This window comes from Leptospira dzoumogneensis, from assembly GCF_004770895.1.
GTDB classification, from domain to species: domain Bacteria; phylum Spirochaetota; class Leptospiria; order Leptospirales; family Leptospiraceae; genus Leptospira_B; species Leptospira_B dzoumogneensis.
Genome location: NZ_RQHS01000003.1, coordinates 54,068 through 74,883 on the forward strand (window position 1 = coordinate 54,068; position 20,816 = coordinate 74,883).

The following is a 20,816-nucleotide window of genomic DNA, read 5'->3' on the forward strand; positions in this document are numbered from 1 at the left end:
AGAGTCAAGCTAGAGTAGGAATTCCAACCCCAAAAAATAAGTGAAAGGTCCAGGCTTTTTTCAGAATCTGACTTTATACATGCTCTACCAAGCCAACCACAGAAGTTACAGAAAAAAAGCGAATTACAAACCCTTAGTGTTCTTTTTGATCCTGCTAGGTTTGGCGGGGATCGCGTTTTTTTTCAGACAAGATATCAAAAACCTGTTTGCAGGAGACAGACGTTTACTTCTCGAAAAAGAAAGAAAACTACTCCAAGAAGGGATCGTAAAAGGTGAGCCTAAAGAAGGAGAGATCAAAGAATTCAAATCTACCGCAAAAGATTTTGTCACTTCCAATCCTAAAGAAGGGATCTCTTACCATTATGCGGCGCTTTCCGGATATTACGAATTTTTACTATTAGGTTTCAGATTCGACTCTGTTACTCTTTCCAAAATTGCATACACAGGTTTCCAAGAATTTTTAGAACAAGATAGTTCTTATCTTCCTCTTGTAGAGGATTCGTACAGACAGGCCTTAAGAGCACAGGCGATCGATCCTGAATTTTTAGAATCGACTGACAACCGTTATCTGATCGCATTCGGAGAATCCATCCGACAAAAACTGAGTCGTTCCGCGTTAAATAAACTTCTGATCTCCATTGAACCCGAAAAATTAAGCCCTGAATTGAAATCAGGTTACGCTTGGACCTGCTTGGTAGGAAGTGCGCTGTCCGGAAATACCGAATTCTTAAAAAAGATACTTTCCCAACAGGATATATCAGGTTCTTTACTTCTTTCCGCAAGAGAATCAGATTTTCTGATCGCATTATCCGAATTCAGAGCGGGACAATATGTTTCTTCTTTGAATTATTTAAGAAGGGTCAAAAATGCGAACGAGGACTTTTTAACAGGAAGTTCTAAAATTTTAGAAGCAAGGATTTTCTATTACCAGAACCTTTCTCCGAAGGCGATCGCATTATTGGAAGAATATTATCCTAATTCAGGGGACAGAAAGGAAGAAGTTCTGAATCTCACAAGAGAGATACTTTCCAAAAACCAAACCTTGAAAACAAAACTTCCTATAGAGGATTAAGAAAATGAAATATTCTTTCTCTATTCTACTTTTAGCGTTTTTGGGATGTGGAATAAAACCTGTTCCTCCTCCTGCGGGAAAATTCTGCGAGCCCATGCTCAAAAACACACAATGTGTATATCTGGACTTCAGAAATGCAAAGGCCATTTTAGAGGATAAGGAATATCCGATGAAGTCCACAAGCATATTGAATTTTTCCTACAAAGTGGACGAAGTATTCTACGAAGTAGAAGTTTTGAACGAAAACCGTGTCAAGATCACAGGTACAAACGGATTCCAAAAGACATTATTAAAACTAAAAGATAAAGACGAGAGAAAGAAAGAATACGCTAAACTTTGGCAGGCAATCAAGGATCTGTTTTAAACTTCGCTTATATACGCGCTCGAAGCACAAGTAGCGGGCTATACTCGCTTCGCTCGTGAGACCCGCGAAGCGGACTATACTCGCTTCGCTCGTGAAACCCGCGAAGCGGGCTATACTCGCTTCGCTCGTGAAGTCAAATATCTAATACTTAGATATTTGACTATAAAGAGATCACCTTTAGGTTTCCCTTTTTACCGTATTTAATGATTTCTTTATCTTTGGTAACTAGCTCCGCATTCAAAACTCTTGCAGTTGCTACGATCATTCTATCCGCCGGATCTCCGTGAAAGGAGTCGGGCAAATTTACACTTTCTACAATTACTTCAGGACTTAAACGATAAGGTTGGATGCCTGGGGCGTTATACGCATCTTGCAGCCATCGATTTAATGTCCCTGAGATCTGTATCCTTTTTTTGGCTACGAGCATCCCTACTTCCCAACCGGATATTTCGGAGATGAATATTCCTCTTTGAGGGATATGCCTGTATAATTTCCTAAGAATGGGTTCTTTTTCCATTTTAGGATCGCCTTCCATAAGCCAAATCCAGGCATGTGTATCTAGAACGATCATCTATTTGAGATCCGCATCCCAACGCAGACCTAGGCTTGGAACGATATCCTCGTTCTCTTGGATCCGTCCTTTTAGATAACCGAATAAACGGGCCGCAGTGCTATCTTTGATAGTCACGAGCTTAGCCACCGGTTTTCCATGTTTAGTGATGATCACTTCTTCCTGGGTTTCCTGGACCCTGTCCATTAGGCTCAGACATTTGGTTTTGAATTCGGCTGCGGAGAGTTGCATGCTCGAATTATAATATGACCAGTCATCAGTGTCCAGTTTTTTATTCCGAATCTCTGTTCCGTGAGAATTTTCAAAAATTTTCTCGGAAAAACGATTTCTCTTTCGAACTACTCGAATGAGCGATGCGAGTATTCTTCTATGAAATAATTTCAGAAGAACCGACCGGATCACAAAAAATGCTGGCTGGAACAGGTTTTTTCTCCCTTATTGATCTACGCATATGAGTGATTCAGGTCGTACAACTCGTTTTTTCATTTTAGGAATTCTACTTTATTTTATATCCTTCTCCGCTTGTACCCAAGCAAAAGCTAAAGAAAGACCCAAGGCTGAAAATGGGACCTTAGATCTAAGCAATTGGGATTTTGAAAAAGACGGAACAGTTGAATTAAACGGAGACTGGAGATATTATTGGAAGGAACTCATTCCTCCTAAAAATTTCCAAGACGATCTTGTCTCGGATCCAAGCGGATTCATTCCTGTTCCGGGTGTATGGAACGGTCATCTTTTAAAAGGAGAACCTTTACCTGCAATAGGTTACATCACCTATCATCTAAGATTATATCTTCCTGAACATTCTCCTGATCTTGCGATACGAATAGACGACGGCCAAGGCTCCGCTTACTCCTTATACTGGAACGGAAAGTTAGTCGCTTATAACGGGCATCCAGGGCCTTCTCCGGAAGAAGAAAGTCCTGAATATCTCGCTCAAACAAGTTCCGTTTCCTATTCCAAACAAGTGGATCTAGTGATGTATATTTCGAATCACTATCACAGAAACGGCGGTTTTCAAATGCCGATCTTACTCGGCGACTCTTCCGAAATTTTTGCGGCAAGAGACAGGAGTAGAATGGTGAGTGCATTTTTGGCCGGATCCTTACTCATCATGGGCTTATATCATATGGGCCTATTTTTATTCCGTAAAAAAGAAATGGAGATCCTTTGGTTCTCCCTTACCTGTCTTGCAATCACTTCCAGGGTATTTTTCAGCGGAGATAGATTTATAGGAGAAGCTCTCAGGGACGCTCCTTGGAATATCATGGTCAGAATAGAATATCTTTCCTTTTATCTAGGCGTTCCGTTTATGGCGATGTTTATGAGAACTTTGTATCCTGCTCAGTTCGGTAGGACTGCCATGATTATCATTATGTCAATCTCCATCCCTCCGTGTCTTTCCATTATAGTACTTCCTCCCGCGCTCTTCAGTTATACCCTTCCATATTACCAAGCACTGATCGTATTCTCAGGAATTTATGGGATGATCATGTTGACTATAGCGATATTCAAAGGTTTACAGGGCGCAAAACTGATGTTGCTCGGCTTAGGGATCTTCTTCGCAGCCATATTAAACGACTTTATTTTTTACCAATTCCATATAGGACCGGGATATCTTACTCCTGCAGGTCTATTCCTGTTGACGTTCGCAGATGCGGCTACTCTGGGAAGAAGGATCGCAACCGCCTTCAATACAAGCGAAGAGCTCTCCGTAAATTTGGAGAAGAAGGTGGTAGAAAGAACAAAAGAACTCGCAGAAGAAAGGGACAGAACGGATTTACTTTTATTGAATATTCTTCCTAAACCGGTAGCGGAAGAATTAAAATCCAAAGGATCTGTAACTCCCGTATATTATGAATCTGCGAGCATATTATTCACAGACTTTGTGGGATTTACTAAAATTGCGGAAGATATGCGTCCAAAAGATCTGGTGGAAGATCTACATAATTGTTTTTCCGAATTTGATTCAGTCGTTTCTCGTTTGGGTTTAGAAAAGCTGAAAACGATCGGCGATTCTTATATGTGCGCCGGAGGGATCCCGAATACAAACTTCACTCATGCGGTCGACAACTGCCTGGCAGGATTGGAATTTTTGAGATTTATGAATAAGATCGCGGAGGCAAAATCGCAAATGGGACTTCCATTCTGGGAATTAAGAGTGGGAATTCACACAGGGCCGGTGACTTCAGGAGTGATCGGTTCCAATAAATTCGCGTATGATGTATGGGGAGACGCCGTCAATCTTGCGAGCAGAATGGAATCCTCCGGTAAACCAGGACACCTAAATATCTCCGGTTCCACTTATGAATTAATAAAAGATTTTTTTGTATGCGAGCATAGAGGAAAGATCCAAGCAAAAGGGAAGGGAGAAGTGGATATGTACTTTGTAAGTTCTATCCGACCTGAACTTTCTCTGGACGCAAAAGGGATTTCTCCGAACGAAAAATTTGAATCTTTAAGAAACGAGTTAAATCTGAAATTAAGCGCAGTTTGATCTTAGAAATGACGTGCGATCTAAGTGTCCGAGTTATTATCTTCTATAAATACGAGGGAATATAAAAGTAATTCCGTAGATCATTCCCTGCGCTTTTACATCTTCAGGAACTCTTCCGAAGTTTTGTCCACGAAGAGCGTCCACACAAGATTGGTCCACAAGAGACTGCCCTTGGGAAGAGATTAGTTTCGTATCTATGACCTGACCGGCATCGTTTAATAAAAATTGGACTTTTGCTTCTCCGGGTTCTATCGCTTCTCGGATCACTGTTCCGGCACCGTCGCGATATCCAAAATTTCCACCACCGGGAGGGGAAAAACTTTGCTCAATTTGGCGGAGCATTCTTTTGAAATATTCGTAACCCACTAATTTTTTAGTAGGAACACTCATAGAAGAACTTCCGTCCCAGCGAAATAACATATCTTGTTGGAAACGATAATTGAATGGGATCTTGGTCATTCTTCCGGTAGCTGGAGTCTGCTCCGGAGTTTGTTCGTTCGGATTTGTGAATTCTACAGGATCCTGTTTTAGGATAGCGACTTCGTATACTTTTTCTTCTTCCGTTTTCTTTTGGGAATTTTGAGGACTTGCCTTAGATGGATTTCTAAAAATATTCCCCATCACGAATTCGCGGAAAGGAGAAAGTGTATGAAATCCTTTTTCCTTGGTGATCCCTCCGGAACCTGCGGACTCTACGTTAGACAGTGCTTTGTATTCGTCCTTGATCCTTTTGTCTACGAACTCCTGTTCTAATAGTACTTCGTAAATTTTTTCTCGTTCTGCTCTTTCTTTTACCTGAACGATCGGGTCTTCTCCCAGGATCTTAAATAGAATATTACGTGTGAATAAGTGGGCTACTAAGAAAGAAGCGAATGCAAATACGAAAAACGCGGCGAATAGTAGACGACGATCGTCTTCTCCTAAATCTCCGGTATTATCTATTTCGCTTTTAAAAAAGGCCGGGAGCCGCATCTTCTTCTATTCTTTTACCGAAAGCCGGAGGGACCCTGTCCATCAGCTTATAGGCCTTCTCCGTGGCTACTCTACCGGAAGAGGTTCTATTGATCAAGCCAACTCTTACCATATAGGATTCGTAATGATCTTCCAGGGTCCTTTCTTCCTCTCCGATTACCGCGGCGATCGGTTTTAGGCCCACCGGGCCGCCCTTGTACCGATCGATCATACATTCCAAGATCTGGCGGTCCATTCTATCCAGGCCCAATTCGTCTATACCTAAACGGGAAAATGCCTCTTCGCAGGCGGGGATACGGATCTGTTTTTCCCCTTTTACCTCCGCGAAATCCCTGACTCTTTTGAGAAGATGGTTCGCGATCCTCGGGGTTTTTCTGGATCTTCTTCCTATCTCGAATGCAGCGTTCTCTTCTATCTCGTAACCCAGGATCTTGGACGATCGGAGGACGATATCTTTCATTTCAGAATCGTCATAATATTCCAAACGGAAATGGATCCCGAATCTACTCTTGAGTGGATCAGAGATAAGTCCGCTTCGGGTAGTAGCACCTATCAATGTAAACGGTTTTAATTTGATCTGGATCGTTTGAGCGGTGATCCCCTCTCCCACAAGAAGATCGATCATGAAATTTTCCATCGCAGGATATAGGATCTCTTCCACCTTGCGGCCTAAAGAATGTATTTCATCTATAAATAATATATCTCTTTCTTCCAGGTCGGTGAGAAGTTTTGCAAGATCCGCACCTCTGGTAAGAACAGGTGCAGAAGTGACTACGATCCGAGTCCCAAGTTCTTGGGAAATGATACCTGCAAGTGTGGTCTTGCCAAGACCAGGAGGCCCGGATAGAAGTACATGATCCAGGGCCTGGCCTCTTTTTTTGGCGGCTCCTACAAAGACGCCCAGATTGGACAGGATCTCTTTTTGTCCTATAAACTCGGAGAATAAGGAGGGACGAAGAGATATCTCATCGTCGAATTTATCCTCCGGATTTAAGGTATGTCCTGCCAAAAGATTTATTCACTCCGCCAGCTTAACCGAAATTTTTAGGATCTGGCCTTTTCTAAATACGACTATAGAAACACGTTGTCCCACTTTAGAAGCTCTGATCTTAGAAACCACATCGTTTGCGTTCTTGATCTTAGCTCCGTCTATTTCCAGGATCACGTCCTCTACGTCGATACCTGCTTCTGCGGCAGCGCTGCCGTTCTGTACTTGGCGGACAAATGCACCTTCCGGTCCGGAAAGTTTGAGTTCTTTTGCGGTCTCTTCAGTAAGATCGTCTAACGCAACTCCGAGTCTTGCACGTTTAACTTTTCCGCCTGATTTTAATTCTTCTACGACTGCCTTAGCCTCGTTGATCGGGATTGCAAAACCTAAACCGATGGATCCACCACTTGGAGAGACGATCATACGGTTGATACCAACCACTCTTCCGTTAATATCCAGAAGTGGTCCTCCGGAGTTTCCTTGGTTGATCGCAGCATCCGTTTGGATATAATGAACTCCGGAATTATCGATACCACCTCTTCCTACTTTGGAGATCACCCCTACGGTCATGGATTGTTCCAAACCGAAAGGAGCGCCGATCGCGATTGCCCAGTCTCCCACTTTTACCGCGGAAGAATCTCCTATCTCGATAGGCTGCAAGTCTTGGTTTGCTTCTACTTTTAGAAGCGCAACGTCTATCATAGGATCTGTTCCGATCAACTTAGCCGAAACAGGCTCTTTTACATTCTTAAAAACTACTTTAAATTTATCGAAATTACGGACCACGTGATCGTTGGTGAGGATATATCCTTCTTTGTTGAGGATAAAGCCGGAACCTAGTCCGCTCACTTTTCTTTTCTGGTTTCTTACTCTACCTTGAGGTCCGTAAAAAAATTCTTGGAATGGGTCGTTGTATTGAGGAACGTTTACTGTTCCTTCGGTGGCGATCAACACAACGCTTGGTGAAACGTTTTCATAAACTTCTTCGAATGCTTTTTGGATGGAGACTGCTGCTTTCGCAGATGCGCTTGGCTCTCTATCCGATTTTGCATTTAGAAATAAAGCACTGTCGTTTCCTGTTCCGCAATACAAGATCGGAGAAAGGATCACTCCGGCCATTACGGATATGCCTATCACCAGGAAATTTTTGAATCTGTCGTTTTTTTTCATGGATTCCTGCCCTCGGGAATGGGATTCCGGTAGATGAGCTTTCAGCATTCGAAGCAAAACCACTCATGTCAAGTGGCTTTCCAATCCTAACGCATGGCACAAATACCTGGATTTTACGTTTTTGAAGGTTTGGACGGAAGTGGTAAAAGTACCCTATCTGTCCGAGTCTTAGACCTTCTCACCTCCAAACATGTTCCAGCAATTTGTTTTGCGGAACCGACTCGGTACGAATCCGGGCTTTATCTTAGAAAATTTTTAAGCGGAGAAATTGAACTTTCTCCTGAAAAACAGATCGAAGCATTTTTAGGAGACAGAGAAGTTTCTCTCAGCCGGAATATTCTACCTTCACTCTCCCAAAAAAAGATCGTGCTACTGGATCGGTACATGTATTCCACTGCTGCGTATCAGTCCGGAGGATTTTTTTCCGCAAAAGAGATCCTGAAAAAGAATTTAGACAGAGGATTCCCGGAACCCGAAAAAATTTTTTATTTGGAAATCGAACCGGAAGAAGCTTTAGCCAGATTGAAGGGAAGAGATACTACTAAGGATAGATTTGAAACGATCAGCGCTTTGACTAAGATCAAAAAAGCGTACGAAGAAATTCTTCCGGAGAATACCGTCCGTTTGGATGCGAAACTCCCGACGGAAGAATTATTAAAACTAGTAACCGAAAAAATCCGTTATTGAATCGAGGATTGTTGCAGGGTTTTTAAGGTTTCTTCATGGATAGACGCTTCTCTTTCCAATTGAGCGGCCAATTCCACTAACTTCTTCTTACGCGCTTGAGAAGAATGATGTTTCGGTTCCGTAGAAGCAAGTTCTCTTAAATGGGTCGCTTCATTTCTTTTCTTTTTGGAAAGATTGACCAGGTATTTTTGGAACGCTTCTTTTTGCTCCTGGGTGGATAAACTTTCCACCAATGCCTTTTCGATCAGTTTTGTTTCTTCCTCTGCGGAGAAGGAAGAAAGTGCAAATGGGAACAGGGACAGAATTGAAATTAATCCGACAAGTGATTGGGTCTTCATCTTGACTCTCTTTGGTTGTTCTAAGGCCGATCTGTATTTTTGGTCCGGCCGAACTCAAGTGTTTGCAAGGTACGAATCCTGAACAGCAAATTTCTATATTCTGAAATTCTTAGAAAATCTGGCCTATATCGATGAATAATTGAGAATCTTCTCTAGACTTAGCATAATCGATGAGTATGACGGTTGCTTGGTTCCAGATAATTCTTAGACCTGTTCCATAAGAAAATTTATAACCTTGGGTGCTTATATCATGATACCCGTTCCATACTCTACCGAAATCATAGAATGGAACAAGACTCAAGGTAACCAACTGATCCCAAAATTTGAATGTCCCGAATCTCCAACGGATCTCCAAATTTCCGAAACCGATCATAGGAGCGATAAATCTTTCCTGTCTATAACCTCTTAGAGTTTGTAGACCGCCCAATCCGTTGATCGGTCCATCAATGGACCACATATAACGATATTCTGAAAAAGGAACTTCTCCTTTCGAATAATGAAGTCCCGCTCTTCCCGCGACCACAAGTTCCTCGAAAAGTTTCGGGAAAGGCATATAGAAAAATTTACCTTGCGTAAAAAACTTTTCGAACTCGAAATCCGAACCAGCACGTTTGGAAGAAGAAGAATAATTCATCTCCAATAGAACACCTGAATCAGGATCCGGTTCGAAGTCCCTAGTATCGTAAGCAAGTCCTATATGAATATAATTTACATTTCCACCATGATAACCGTTGATAAGTCCCGCTTGGTAGTCTTTGGTTAGTTTAGAAGTCCCATTCGGATAAGTAGAACCCCAGCCGGTGGAAGGATCTCTTGCTACGGAATAATAATCTCCATTGGTTGCAATTCTTCCGTTAGGATAATCATAAGTGCGGATCACATTCTGAGAAAACTCAGGGGCAATAATCCAACGAAACGCTCCCCAGAAAGTTTTATCTATGGAGAATGTAGCGGTAGAGGAACGGAATTCGTATGTATTGTACAACTGATTACTTTCATACGGATATATAGATCCGGGAGAAGAAGGTCTGCGATAAGAAAGTGCATCTTCTAGATCGGAGAAACTTCCCCCATTTTTCAATTCACCCGTAGGCTGATTCTTTTCTCTATAAGAAATTTCGCGTAACGTATCAGTTCCGATCCCGAAATACTGAGAGTTTTTATTCGTGCTATAGGAAACACTTGTTTTCAATCTATACGCAGTATCGAAAAGAAAAGGACTATCAAAAGTGAACTCATAATAGTCCGCACCTTTTGTAGTCTTATAAGCTTGAGCGCCGAATCTATATTTGTAAGGCTGGAATTCGAAATAAGGATCGGAACGATTTCCGTTTTGGTATAAAAATCCTCTGGCACCGTAACCCTGGCCCCTTACAGGGTCCTCCGAAAAAACAGGAAGACCGGTCGCATACCAACCGCTTCTTTTTTCTTCCAGTTCTTGTTTAGAAAGACGTTTGGACTCGTTTAGGTCGATTGCAACCTTCTCCCCTTCCGAAAAGATCGAAACAGGGATCAGGATACTGGCTAGAAAAAAATGCCGAAGAGAAAACAAATGCAGCCGCCTAAGGGCAAGTTGAATAAGAGGATTAAAATGTAAGCCAAAAACCTCCGAAACTATTCCGACATTTACGCAAAATCCCCGTTCCAGGAATCAGATTGACTGCACGGGCAATTCCCAAAAACTCACCAACATACGTACCTATAGCTCAACGGATAGAGTACAGGCCTCCGGAGCCTGGGGTCCGGGTTCGAGTCCCGGTAGGTACAAGGGACTCGAAGCGGCGAGTCCCCGGTAGGTACACCGTTTTGAAAGATTAAGCGCTAATCAATTCTTTATAGTTTTTAATTTCTTTCAATTCGCTTGAGATCCTTTCTCTTTCCTCACGGATCTCATATTCATCCTGAATGCCCATCCAGAATTCAACGGAATTGCCAAAAAATTTCGAAAACCTTAGAGCGGTATCAGCAGATATTCCTCTTTTACCATGAACTATCTCACTGATCCTAGTGGGGTTCAATTTAGTTTCTTTAGCCAAACGATATGCAGTAATGTTCATTGGCAAAAGAAACTCTTCATATAGAATTTCTCCAGGGTGAACATTCGGAATTTTTTTCATAATTATACCTAATGATAATCAACAATCTCTACATCAAAAGCATTGCCATCTTTCCATTTAAAGCAAATACGCCATTGATCATTAACTCTTATGCTATATTGGCCTACTCTATTCCCGGAAAGCCTTTCCAAGCAATTTGCAGGAGGAATTTTAAGGTCTTCAATTTGCTTAGATCGAGCTATCATTACTAATTTTCGATAAGCAATCGATTGAATTTGATTCGGAAGCTTTTTGGAAAATTCCTGATTCCAGACTTTTTCCGTTTCCTTTGACTTAAAGGAATTAATCACATTTTATATTCCTGGATCACAATAATACTGTCAAGCAGGAATATATTGAATATTACCAGAATCATTTATTTCTCAAATATTTTAGTAAATATAAATATTGAGAGACATTTGGCTCGCCGCGGTAGCTACATTAGAGCCAATTTTCTAATTTTAGCTCTTTAATCCTTTTGAATTCTTTTTCATTATTAGTCACAAGGATATGATCATTAGAAATAGCTTGAGACGCTATTAATAGATCAAAAGGACCTATCGATTTCCCCGATTTCTCTAAATTGAAACGTAATTTAGCAGCGATTGTCGATGAATTGCTATCAAATGGTAAGATATTCAAATACCCGATAAAATCGGCTAATGCTCTTCTATTCTTCTCTTTATGAAGGCTCTTTTCAATTCCAAAATACAATTCAAATTCAGTAATGGAAGAGATATAGATATTCTCTAAAGCTGCCTTCTTAAATTTTTTATAAACCGAATCAGGTCTTCGGTTTATGATATAAATACAAATGTTCGTATCTAAAAGATACTTATTCATATAGGATCGCGCTTATCGTAATTTTTAGGCTGATCCCTTTCTATTTTGAAGTCATCGGAAAATTCATTTAGAGTATTCCAAAGTCTATCAACAGCATCCTCTATAGGAGTCAATACTACGATTTCTCCTTCCCTATGGATATAGACTTCTTTTCCTTTAAATCTGTATTCTTTGGGAAGACGAACTGCCTGACTGTCTCCATTTTTAAATATTTTGGCCCGATTCATATATATATACTAAAATATATATTTTTAACTATGTCAAGATATTCTTCTCGAAAATATTTTCGAAAACTAAGTGACCTAGTCCGGATAACGAATTTTATAATTTCTTGCAATTTTGAAGCTTTTCTTTTAGTCTAATAATCCTCTGGGCAACCGGAGTCTTATGGCATCTTAAACAAACCCACCCCAATCGATTTTATTAATCTGCGCCTCAGCCGCGCAAAGGGTTTGTTATGCAATCAAGTATCGTCGCAAATGACGTCTCTTTCGAATTTTCGGACGGACGTATCTTATTTCAAAATCTACATTTTTCTATAGGACAAGAGCGTACTGCTCTTGTAGGTCCAAACGGGATCGGAAAGACCTATCTTGCAAAATTGATCGTAGGAGAAATAGAGACTAGCAAAGGAAAAATTTCCAGAAATTCTGCCTTATCTTATGTACCTCAAAGAGAGAAGCCAGAAAGGATCACTGTGGAAGAGTTCCTACAAAATTACTCCTGGTCACTCTTGGGAGAAAAACTTCTGACAGGGATTGATCGAAAAAATTTTTGCGATCAATTGAGCGGAGGAGAATGGATGAGAGTCCGCCTCGCGGAAAAATTAGAAGATCAATTTTTGATCCTGGACGAGCCCACAAACGATCTGGACCAAGAATCGAAAAAAGTTTTGATCCGATTTTTAAAAGAATATGAATACGGATTTTTACTCATATCTCATGACAGGGAATGTCTAAAACTCTGTGAAACTATTTTAGAATTATCTAATCTGGGTTTGAACAAATACGGCGGTGGTTGGAATTCCTACGAGGAAACTAAGGAAAGGGAAAGAAAAAATTCCTTAGCCGCCTTGGAGAAAGCCCGAAGAGACAGAGATGCTGCACAAGCAAAAAGAATAGAACAAATAGAAAGACAGGAAAAAAGGAACCGAAAGGGAGTAAAATCCGCTGCAAAAGGAGGAACGCCTAAAATATTATTAGGAGCCAGAAAGAGGAATGCTCAAACCACTTCCGGAAAACTAAACTCTTCTAGTTTAGAAAAAGCGAATGAAAAGATCTTAGAAGTATACGAGGCTATGGATCGATTAAAAATAGATCCGATCATGTATGCGGATCTTTCCGGCAAGGCAATACCTTCTCAAAAATTAGTGGCAGAAGCAAAAGATCTTAATATCCGATTCCAGGATTGGATCTATGAAAAAGATCTAAACTTCTCCTGGAAAGGAAATATAAGGATCGCGATCAAAGGAGGAAACGGTTCCGGAAAATCCACCTTATTACAAGCATTACTCGGCGGCAAGGGCCTTGAGACCAAAGGATCTCTTACATTAGGAAAACTGAATACTCTTTATATAGACCAAAGATGCAACCAACTGGATGACTCCAAGAGTATCTTCGAGAATGTGAGAGACGTTTCTACTTTGGATGAAAGCGAGATCCGGAACGGATTGGCGAAATTCCTATTTTTCAAGGACACGGTCTTTCAAAAAGTACGGACTCTAAGCGGAGGAGAAAGATTGAGAGCTGCCTTGGCAAGAGGACTGCTAAGTACTGAAAAACCGGAACTTCTACTCTTAGATGAACCCACGAATAACTTGGATTTGGAAAACATTGAGTTTCTGGAAAACCTGATCAGAGAATTCAAAGCGGCAGTTTTGATCGTTTCTCACGATGAGCTGTTTTTGGAAAACTGCGGGATCCAGGAAGAATTGACTATAAAACACATTCTAAATGTGACCAATTAGTCATTTTTTCTTGACATTTCTCATGACTCCTGTATATCACTCCCTCTAAATATAGAATACGGAGAGAAAGATGTTCCTTCCTAAAGCTCCCCCCTATGATGCCTTAGCCTGGGCGAAAATGTCGTTCGCGGACAGGGCTCGTTTGTCCTGCCAAGCCTGGGCGGTCCAAGGTTACGGCTCCCCTCTTGGAGCATATATCGTTTACGTCTTAAAGATAGCATTATACATCGCAGGTTGGATTTATTTCTGCTCTTTCAGTCCTGGACTGGGAGAATGGGGAACCATCTCTTGGTGGTTTGTTCCAGTGGCTTTTCAAAAAGCAATCGTATGGAGTTTGCTATTCGAAGTTTTAGGACTCGGATGCGGAAGCGGTCCTTTAACCGGAAGATATTTCCCTCCTGTCGGCGGGTTCTTATATTTTTTAAGACCTAAGACCACCAAAATGCCTTTATTCGAAGGAGCTCCAATCATCGGAGGAAGAACAAGAGGAATTCTGGAAATCGTAGCTTACGCTTCAGTTTTAGTTTATTCCGTTCTGTGTTTGATCCACCCTGCTCCAGGTTTCGAACAATTTTTACCGATCATCATCAGTTTGGTTATTGCAGGTATATTAGATAAAACTGTTTTTCTTGCAGCAAGGGCGGAACATTATTGGGTAACGATAGTTGTATTTGCATTCGCACAGAATTGGATCGCAGGTGCGATGATCGTTCAACTTTCTATTTGGTTATTCGCGGGATTTTCCAAACTCAATTCTCACTTTCCAAGTGTAGTTTGTGTGATGGCAAGTAATAGTCCATTCACTCCATTTGCTTGGTTCAGAAAGGCGATGTATAAAAATTATCCGGAAGATCTTCGTCCTTCTTCTACTGCAATAGCAAAAGCGAATATGGGGATCGTTTTGGAAATGGGAACTCCGATCGTTCTGTTCACTGCGATCATGACAGGTTCTCAAACAGTTCTATACCTAGGACTAGGAATGATGGTATTCCTACATAGTTATATCACAAGTAACTTCCCGATGGGAGTTCCGATAGAATGGAACTTCTTAGTAGTTTACTCGGGCTTCTTCTTATTCGGAGCAAACCCGACCATCACTCCTTTCCAATTGGATTCTGCACCTGTTGCAGTATTCTTATTCGTATTCTCTTTAGCTCTTCCTATCATCGGAAACATCAGACCGGATTGGGTCTCCTTCCTGCTCGCAATGAGATATTATGCGGGGAACTGGGCAGTCAGCGTATGGATGTTCAAAGAAGATAGTTATAAAAAATTAGAGAAGCTTACCAAAACCTCGGGATGGTTGTACGATCAATTGGATATGTTCTACGAAAGAAAAGTATCCGTAGGTTTAGTGAGTAAGGTAATGGCATTCAGACTCATGCACTTACACGGAAAGGCATTCCAAAAGATAGTACCAAAAGCAGTTAAGAACTTTGAAAAGTACGAATGGGTAGAAGGTGAACTGGTAGCAGGAATGGTAGTAGGCTGGAACTTCGGAGAAGGTCACTTGCATAGCGAACAACTTCTTAGGTCCGTACAAGCACAATGTGGATTCAAGGACGAAGAGCTACGTTGTATCTTTATAGAAGGTCAACCATTAGGAAAATCTACTATTAACTATAGGATCCACGACGCTGAAAAAGGTTTGATAGAAGACGGAAAGATAGAAGTTGCCGATTTGAAGGAACTCCAACCTTGGCCGACTAAATAATGGATTTCAGCTCCGAAGAATATGATATTTGTATCATAGGATCCGGCCCGAACGGATTGGCGGCTGCCTCCGTTCTGGCGGGTTCCGGACTTTCAGTTTTAATATTGGAAGCTTCGGATACGATAGGCGGCGGTTTACGGACCAAAGAGTTAACCTTACCGGGTTTTCATCATGATGTTTGTTCCGCTGCACATCCTATGGGAATATTATCTCCTTATCTAAAAACACTTCCTTTGGAAAAACACGGACTCAAATGGATAGAACCGGAAGCTTCCGTGGCCCACCCTTTGGATGGAGAATCTGCGGTACTTTTAAAATTATCTTTGGAAGAAACCGCGAAAGAATTAGGTGCAGATAAAAAGTCCTATATAAAACTGATCTCTCCATTTCTAAAAAATCCGGAAGGACTTTTGTCCGACGCATTAGCTCCTCTTGGTATTCCTAAACATCCATTTTTATTAGCTAGATTCGGATTGCTCGGGATACGATCCGCGAAATCGCTCGCGAACTCTTGGTTCAAAGAAGAAAGAGCCAAGGCATTATTCGCAGGTTGCGCAGGGCATTCTATCTTTCCATTGGAGAAGTTCTTAAGCGGAGCTCTTGGACTTTTATTCTCTTTAACAGGACATGTTCGTTCTTGGCCGGTAGTCCAAGGCGGATCTGAAATGATCGCAAAATCTATGGAGTCTTATCTAAAGGGTCTCGGAGTCAAGATCCAAACCAATTATAAGGTTTCGAGTCTCGCACAACTTCCGAAAACGAAGGCTGTCCTATTTGATACAAGTCCGGATCAATTGGGATCGGTTGCCGGAAATACATTATCTTCTTCTTATATTAATAGGATCTCTTCCTATAAGTACGGACCCGGTGTATTCAAAATGGATTGGGCCTTGGATGGACCGATTCCTTGGAAAGATCCGAATTGTTTAAAGGCATCCACGGTCCATGTAGGCGGAAAACTTTCAGAAATTGCAAAAGCGGAATCGGAAGTCTGGTCCGGAAAACATCCGGATCGTCCTTATATGTTGGTGGTCCAACAAAGCCAATTCGATCCGACGAGAGCGCCTAAAGGAAAACATACAGGATATGCTTATTGCCATGTACCTTCAGGATCCACAAAGGACATGACTGAAATTTTAGAGAACCAGATCGAAAGATTCGCACCCGGTTTCAAGGACAGTATATTAGCCAGACATTCCATGAATACAAAGGACTTTTATTCTTATAATTTAAACTATGTGGGCGGAGCGATCACAGGTGGAGCGGCGGATCTACCTCAGGCATTCTTCAGACCGATCGCAAGAATGGATCCATATACCACTCCAAATCCTCATATTTATATTTGTTCCGCATCCACACCTCCGGGAGGAGGAGTGCACGGAATGTGCGGATACTACGCAGCCAAAACAGTATTAAAAAAAATTCATAAACTAAAATCGATTCGTTATTCAAAATGAAATTAGAAACTTCCGGGTCCAGAAGACAGGACAATAAAACAAAAAATAGGAATGCGATCTTAAACGCTGCCCGCAGGGTTTTTGCCACGATCGGATTCGAGGCATGCTCCACCAGAGAAATTATCAGGGAAAGCGGTCTTGCTCAAGGCACATTCTATAATTATTATAAAGATAAAGAATCCGTAATGCAGGACATCGCGGACGAATTAGCGGAAGGGATCCGAAAAGGGATCAGAGAAGCCAGAGCAAAAGCGGAAACTCCTTTGGCTTTTTTAAGCGACGCTTATTTTGCGGTCTTTCATGTGATGATGCAGGATAGAATTCACTTAGATCTATTGACCAGGAACAGAGACATCATTCGCGGTTACCTTTTCCAAGGAGGCTCCATGACTTATATCTTAGAAGAATTGGACAGTGACTTAGAAAGAATGGTGGGACAAGGCGGATTTCCAGCGCATCCGATCCGGATCACTTCCGTAATGATGGTGGCAGCAGGTTTCGAAGCAATGGTTCTTCTGGCAAAGGAAGACGGTTATAATCTTAGAAAATTATCCGACTATTTAGGTCTTCTTTTCCAAGGAGGGATCACCAATGTTTCCAAGGTGATCCAAGAAGATCAGGAATTGCTGGGAGGATAAAAATTTCGGAACCTATCGCAATTTCTACATTAGGATTAATTAATTTTTGCACAGATATATCGGATAATAAATTTTCAAATCCTTTATCTACTGTCATGGTTATAGCCTTAGAAATAGAACCAGCTGCAGCGTAATCTGCATGTAAGAAGGGAGGAACTCCTTGATATACTTTCCCAGATTCGACTCTTACTGTTCTAACCAAGGCTTGGCCGTTGTAAAACTCTAACGTCAGAAAAATTTGAAATATAGTATGACTAAAAAGGCCAGTAGTATTATCCGGATGAAATTCATAACGAACATCATTGATCTTTACTGAAATCGTCTTTATATCCGGATGTTTGGTAAAAAGAGAATCAATTACGACCGCATTTTCAAACTGAGCTTTCGCTCTAAGTTTCATCGCTTGTTCGAGTGCCTCCCCGATATTGAACGAAGTAATCATTGTGCTGGGATATGAATAGTCTCTTATTGATTTTGGGATTAAGATTGCCACTTCATGAGGATATTGCTCCTTATCGGTTTTCAAATTTTCCGGTTTCTGTACAACGGAAACTGTACAGAAATTAAAATCTAAAACCAATATTGTAAAAACAAATGATCTAATAATCGATATGAACATATATTTATTCATTTGCCACTATCCAAATAGTCTGGAAATATATTCGGATTTTCTAAAAGAGAGACACCCAAAAATCCGAAAATTAATTTAATACTTTTATTTAATTAAGATTCAATTCCTAGATCACAGACAGGCTCTTGTTCACCCGGACGGTTCTTTTCAATCGTGAATTCTATCTCAAAACCTTTCCGAATAAGTTCAGGACCCTTAGGACGTTCGCCAATTGGGAGCCATAGTGGATCGGAGCCTAAGGTGCGCATCGCGGGAACTATTTTCATTCTAACCGAATAACCTTCCGGAAGATCCAATTTAGGTTCAGCACCTTCCCTTCTTTGATCAGCTATATCATTTATAAAAATTTTATACTGATTTTTGCCCGGCAAAAGAGGCATCCAATACTCACAGTCATAAGCGAAGTAATCTCTACGATCTCCATGTAAGAATTGATTTATCTTATAACGGGTTAGAAGATCCTTTTTGTGAATATAATAATCTTCCGAAGGATTGATAGAGCGAGGAATTCGGTCTTTTTCAGTATATGGAAAATAAACATTTGGATCCATCCATTTGATAAGAAAATAATATTTATTTACTTTATAGAACCATCGATCCGGTTCATAACTTTTTCGTTCTTTGAAATTTTTAATTTCGAATTTTAGATAATTTTGATGGAATTCTTTAGGAGCCCAACCTCCCCTATATTCACTTAGCCCAACTAAATTAATACATCCCAAAGAAAAGCAAAGAGGTAAAAAAAGAAGAAACTTAGTCACAAAGTTCCTCCGCAAGTCCGATGAGCAGCCTCGCCCGCATTTATGATCAATCCAAACGGAATGCTTAAAAGTAATGAAAGAGCTTTCATAGAAACTCAATTCTCAAACTCACAGCCTGGTTTATCCATCCGCAAGGGAGTCGATTCTATGGAGAATAAAATTCGATCTCCCTTACTATATTTTATGAATTTATTAGGATCGATCTTTTCTTCGGTCAAAATTTCAGGATTTATAAAATGAATTCGAATCGATTGGCCGGGTTGGAGATCCACAACCTTCGTCATGCCCCCGCCAATATTCACACGATTACGATTATAGCTAAATAATGAATAGGTAGATTTTCCAATTGGAATAGGTATATAATATTCGCAGCCTGAAATATAATTGAATCTAGGATCAGATTTCACAACGGGAGGCAAGCTTTCCCAGTTAGAGTAAAACTTCTTCCAATACCATTCTTCCGGTTGCAAACTTCGATTAGGCATCCATTCATTTTCCAAGAACATTGTAAGATAATATGTTTTCTTGTCTCTTTCCGAAAGAAAAAGACCTGGTGGAGAATATTGAGACTCCGGACCTAAATCCGGAAAATTGAATCTTAAGTAAGTGTTATCAAAACTTTCTATATCCCAGTAGTTATAATTCGGACCAATAGGGCCACAATGGAGACAATTCATTAAGAATGTACAATATAGTAATAATAACAGCTTATTAAGTTTTCTCTCCTTTTTCACAAAATCCTTCCCGCATGTATTTCCTATAGCGTTCCCCAATTTCACGTCATTCATTTTTGATTTCGCAGGGCTTAATTGGATCTGAATTTGGAGTGGGCTCTATTGTGGGCTTGATTTCATACCGATCGTAACGGCTTCTGTCATTTGCCAGTCTTTCACCTATCGTTTTAGCTTCCGGATAAGGAATTCCTTTTTCCTTAAAGCTTAAGCGGATAGAATGATTAGGAGGGAGATCAATTTCAGTCCATAATTTTCCTGAAAATTGTGTTCTTTCGCTGCCAAACGAAAATCGGTATAAATTTCTGCCAGAATTTGTTGGCATTCTATATTCACAGCCCTCCATAAAGACAAAGCGGATATCTGATTTAATCAAAGATGGTAAATTTTCAAATTTCGAACAATAAATCTTCCAATAGTCCTTCTCCGGATTTACGCTAGACGGAAAACCCAATAGCGGATTCCTATCCCCAAATGAAACAAACAAATTATATACAAATTGATTTTCATTGCCGATACGACGCGGTTCATTATCTTTCAGTGGAATGAAGTTAAACTTAATATAAGTATTTTGAAAATTATCAATGGTCCTATGCCAATAATATGTTTCAAACCCATACCGCATCCCAATACAGTTCCCAAGAAGAAATAGGAATATTAGTAATTTATACAGTTTTAATTTCATCTCAAAAGCAAGATTCTACTTAAAAAAGAAGACGGTTATAATCTTAGAAAATTATCCGATTATTTAAGTCTTCTTTTCCAAGAGGATCAGGAATTGCTGGGGGGATAAAAATTTCCGTCCCCTTCATTTGACCGAGTTATACTTACCCCTCAGGATTTATGAGGGCTATTCGTGCTTGTACCCATATTTCTATCCAAGAAAGAGTCGTTCGGAACCAAACGGCAATTCAAACTAGCTACATATGTCGAAAATGAATCCTGATCAAGAAAGACTCCAAAACTTCGGATGTTATTGGCACACTTTTCCACGTCTCTCTTTTTATAATACTTGGATTCATCCAGCCTAATGACTGCCTCATCTATAAAGGAGGCCAATATAACCTGTGCAATCACATAAGAATCCAATTGAGATCCAGTATAACCTTGGTCGGTAAAGTATGCGCTTGCAGTCATATAATCCCCAATTTTTGCTGCAGCCAATAATTTATCTTTTGCGACATCTCCTTTATATGTATCAGTTAATCCTAATGTATCTATCGCGAGACAATTCGCAATAGCCAGAAAGATCAGTAAAGTGATGGTGATTCGTTTCATTGTTTTCATTTACCTTTTTATTAATTTAATACTTTTATTTAA

At 40.5% G+C, this 20,816-nt stretch carries 24 protein-coding genes and 1 tRNA gene; 9 read left to right on the forward strand and 16 right to left on the reverse strand.

Annotation, left to right across the window (positions count from 1 at the left end; translation table 11 throughout):
• Positions 1-79 precede the first annotated feature (79 nt).
• Positions 80-1,072: a hypothetical protein gene (locus tag EHR06_RS01120; protein WP_135755338.1), complete on the forward strand. Its 993-nt coding sequence runs from the start codon at positions 80-82 to the stop codon at positions 1,070-1,072.
• A gap of 4 nt (positions 1,073-1,076) precedes the next feature.
• Positions 1,077-1,436: an LIC12806 family lipoprotein gene (locus tag EHR06_RS01125; protein WP_135755339.1), complete on the forward strand. Its 360-nt coding sequence runs from the start codon at positions 1,077-1,079 to the stop codon at positions 1,434-1,436.
• A gap of 160 nt (positions 1,437-1,596) precedes the next feature.
• Here EHR06_RS01125 and EHR06_RS01130 read toward each other — a convergent pair whose 3' ends face one another.
• Positions 1,597-2,007, reverse strand: coding sequence for a type II toxin-antitoxin system VapC family toxin (locus tag EHR06_RS01130; RefSeq protein ID WP_135755340.1), 411 nt, complete (start codon positions 2,005-2,007; stop codon positions 1,597-1,599).
• Positions 2,008-2,238, reverse strand: a complete 231-nt coding sequence (locus EHR06_RS01135; RefSeq protein ID WP_135755369.1) for a type II toxin-antitoxin system Phd/YefM family antitoxin — start codon at positions 2,236-2,238, stop codon at positions 2,008-2,010.
• 220 nt (positions 2,239-2,458) lie between these two features.
• Here EHR06_RS01135 and EHR06_RS01140 point away from each other — a divergent pair, with 220 nt between their 5' ends.
• Positions 2,459-4,504: an adenylate/guanylate cyclase domain-containing protein gene (locus tag EHR06_RS01140; RefSeq protein WP_135755341.1), complete on the forward strand. Its 2,046-nt coding sequence runs from the start codon at positions 2,459-2,461 to the stop codon at positions 4,502-4,504.
• A 36-nt stretch (positions 4,505-4,540) separates the two neighbouring features.
• On the opposite strand, the gene EHR06_RS01145 is transcribed toward EHR06_RS01140, so the two are convergent.
• The 3 genes from EHR06_RS01145 to EHR06_RS01155 are packed head-to-tail and all read right to left on the reverse strand — an operon-like array spanning position 4,541 to position 7,634.
• A complete protein-coding gene (locus tag EHR06_RS01145) occupies positions 4,541-5,476 on the reverse strand; it encodes an energy transducer TonB (RefSeq protein ID WP_135755342.1) in 936 nt (311 codons plus the stop codon).
• Entirely contained in the window at positions 5,454-6,485 is a 1,032-nt protein-coding gene (gene ruvB, locus EHR06_RS01150) for a Holliday junction branch migration DNA helicase RuvB (RefSeq protein ID WP_020771302.1), read from the reverse strand. The genes EHR06_RS01145 and ruvB overlap by 23 nt, the downstream gene beginning before the upstream one ends.
• Positions 6,486-6,494: 9 nt before the next feature.
• On the reverse strand, positions 6,495-7,634 hold the full coding sequence (locus EHR06_RS01155; protein WP_167492258.1) for a trypsin-like peptidase domain-containing protein: 1,140 nt from the start codon (positions 7,632-7,634) through the stop codon (positions 6,495-6,497).
• A 93-nt stretch (positions 7,635-7,727) separates the two neighbouring features.
• Here EHR06_RS01155 and tmk point away from each other — a divergent pair, with 93 nt between their 5' ends.
• Complete coding sequence (gene tmk, locus EHR06_RS01160) at positions 7,728-8,321, forward strand: dTMP kinase (RefSeq protein ID WP_135755344.1); 594 nt, start codon at positions 7,728-7,730, stop codon at positions 8,319-8,321.
• Here the strand turns inward: tmk and EHR06_RS01165 are convergent.
• Complete coding sequence (locus tag EHR06_RS01165; RefSeq protein ID WP_135755345.1) at positions 8,315-8,659, reverse strand: LIC10421/LIC12816 family protein; 345 nt, start codon at positions 8,657-8,659, stop codon at positions 8,315-8,317. The genes tmk and EHR06_RS01165 overlap by 7 nt on opposite strands.
• Positions 8,660-8,768: 109 nt before the next feature.
• The gene (gene omp85, locus EHR06_RS01170) at positions 8,769-10,211 is read right to left on the reverse strand and encodes an Omp85 family outer membrane protein (protein ID WP_135755346.1); all 1,443 of its coding nucleotides are present in this window, start codon (positions 10,209-10,211) and stop codon (positions 8,769-8,771) included.
• 143 nt (positions 10,212-10,354) lie between these two features.
• Here omp85 and EHR06_RS01175 point away from each other — a divergent pair.
• A tRNA-Arg gene (locus tag EHR06_RS01175) sits at positions 10,355-10,426 on the forward strand.
• 47 nt (positions 10,427-10,473) lie between these two features.
• On the opposite strand, the gene EHR06_RS01180 is transcribed toward EHR06_RS01175, so the two are convergent.
• The 4 genes from EHR06_RS01180 to vapB form a co-directional block, all read right to left on the reverse strand.
• The gene (locus EHR06_RS01180) at positions 10,474-10,776 is read right to left on the reverse strand and encodes a HigA family addiction module antitoxin (protein WP_135755347.1); all 303 of its coding nucleotides are present in this window, start codon (positions 10,774-10,776) and stop codon (positions 10,474-10,476) included.
• A gap of 8 nt (positions 10,777-10,784) precedes the next feature.
• Entirely contained in the window at positions 10,785-11,066 is a 282-nt protein-coding gene (locus tag EHR06_RS01185) for a type II toxin-antitoxin system RelE/ParE family toxin (protein ID WP_135755348.1), read from the reverse strand.
• Between the two features lie 130 nt (positions 11,067-11,196).
• Positions 11,197-11,598 carry a type II toxin-antitoxin system tRNA(fMet)-specific endonuclease VapC gene (gene vapC, locus EHR06_RS01190; RefSeq protein ID WP_135755349.1) on the reverse strand — a complete coding sequence of 134 codons (402 nt, stop codon included), beginning with the start codon at positions 11,596-11,598 and terminating at the stop codon, positions 11,197-11,199.
• Entirely contained in the window at positions 11,595-11,825 is a 231-nt protein-coding gene (gene vapB, locus EHR06_RS01195) for a type II toxin-antitoxin system antitoxin VapB (RefSeq protein WP_135755350.1), read from the reverse strand. Before vapB ends, vapC begins: the two co-directional genes overlap by 4 nt.
• A 230-nt stretch (positions 11,826-12,055) precedes the next feature.
• Between vapB and EHR06_RS01200 the strand changes: the two genes are divergently transcribed.
• The 4 genes from EHR06_RS01200 (at position 12,056) to EHR06_RS01215 (ending at position 17,373) form a co-directional block, all read left to right on the forward strand.
• On the forward strand, positions 12,056-13,564 hold the full coding sequence (locus EHR06_RS01200; RefSeq protein WP_135755351.1) for an ATP-binding cassette domain-containing protein: 1,509 nt from the start codon (positions 12,056-12,058) through the stop codon (positions 13,562-13,564).
• 70 nt (positions 13,565-13,634) lie between these two features.
• Entirely contained in the window at positions 13,635-15,278 is a 1,644-nt protein-coding gene (locus tag EHR06_RS01205; protein WP_135755352.1) for a DUF3556 domain-containing protein, read from the forward strand.
• Positions 15,278-16,735 carry a phytoene desaturase family protein gene (locus tag EHR06_RS01210; protein ID WP_135755353.1) on the forward strand — a complete coding sequence of 486 codons (1,458 nt, stop codon included), beginning with the start codon at positions 15,278-15,280 and terminating at the stop codon, positions 16,733-16,735. Before EHR06_RS01205 ends, EHR06_RS01210 begins: the two co-directional genes overlap by 1 nt.
• Positions 16,732-17,373 carry a TetR/AcrR family transcriptional regulator gene (locus tag EHR06_RS01215; protein WP_135755354.1) on the forward strand — a complete coding sequence of 214 codons (642 nt, stop codon included), beginning with the start codon at positions 16,732-16,734 and terminating at the stop codon, positions 17,371-17,373. Before EHR06_RS01210 ends, EHR06_RS01215 begins: the two co-directional genes overlap by 4 nt.
• On the opposite strand, the gene EHR06_RS01220 is transcribed toward EHR06_RS01215, so the two are convergent.
• From EHR06_RS01220 to EHR06_RS01245, 5 genes are all read right to left on the reverse strand, one after another.
• The gene (locus EHR06_RS01220) at positions 17,321-18,004 is read right to left on the reverse strand and encodes a hypothetical protein (RefSeq protein WP_135755355.1); all 684 of its coding nucleotides are present in this window, start codon (positions 18,002-18,004) and stop codon (positions 17,321-17,323) included. The genes EHR06_RS01215 and EHR06_RS01220 overlap by 53 nt on opposite strands.
• 92 nt (positions 18,005-18,096) lie before the next feature.
• Positions 18,097-18,765, reverse strand: a complete 669-nt coding sequence (locus EHR06_RS01225) for a hypothetical protein (protein ID WP_135755356.1) — start codon at positions 18,763-18,765, stop codon at positions 18,097-18,099.
• A 95-nt stretch (positions 18,766-18,860) separates the two neighbouring features.
• Complete coding sequence (locus EHR06_RS01230) at positions 18,861-19,553, reverse strand: hypothetical protein (protein ID WP_135755357.1); 693 nt, start codon at positions 19,551-19,553, stop codon at positions 18,861-18,863.
• Entirely contained in the window at positions 19,546-20,181 is a 636-nt protein-coding gene (locus EHR06_RS01235) for a hypothetical protein (protein WP_135755358.1), read from the reverse strand. The genes EHR06_RS01230 and EHR06_RS01235 overlap by 8 nt, the downstream gene beginning before the upstream one ends.
• A 149-nt stretch (positions 20,182-20,330) precedes the next feature.
• Positions 20,331-20,774 carry a TIGR04452 family lipoprotein gene (locus EHR06_RS01245; RefSeq protein WP_135755359.1) on the reverse strand — a complete coding sequence of 148 codons (444 nt, stop codon included), beginning with the start codon at positions 20,772-20,774 and terminating at the stop codon, positions 20,331-20,333.
• Positions 20,775-20,816 lie beyond the last annotated feature (42 nt).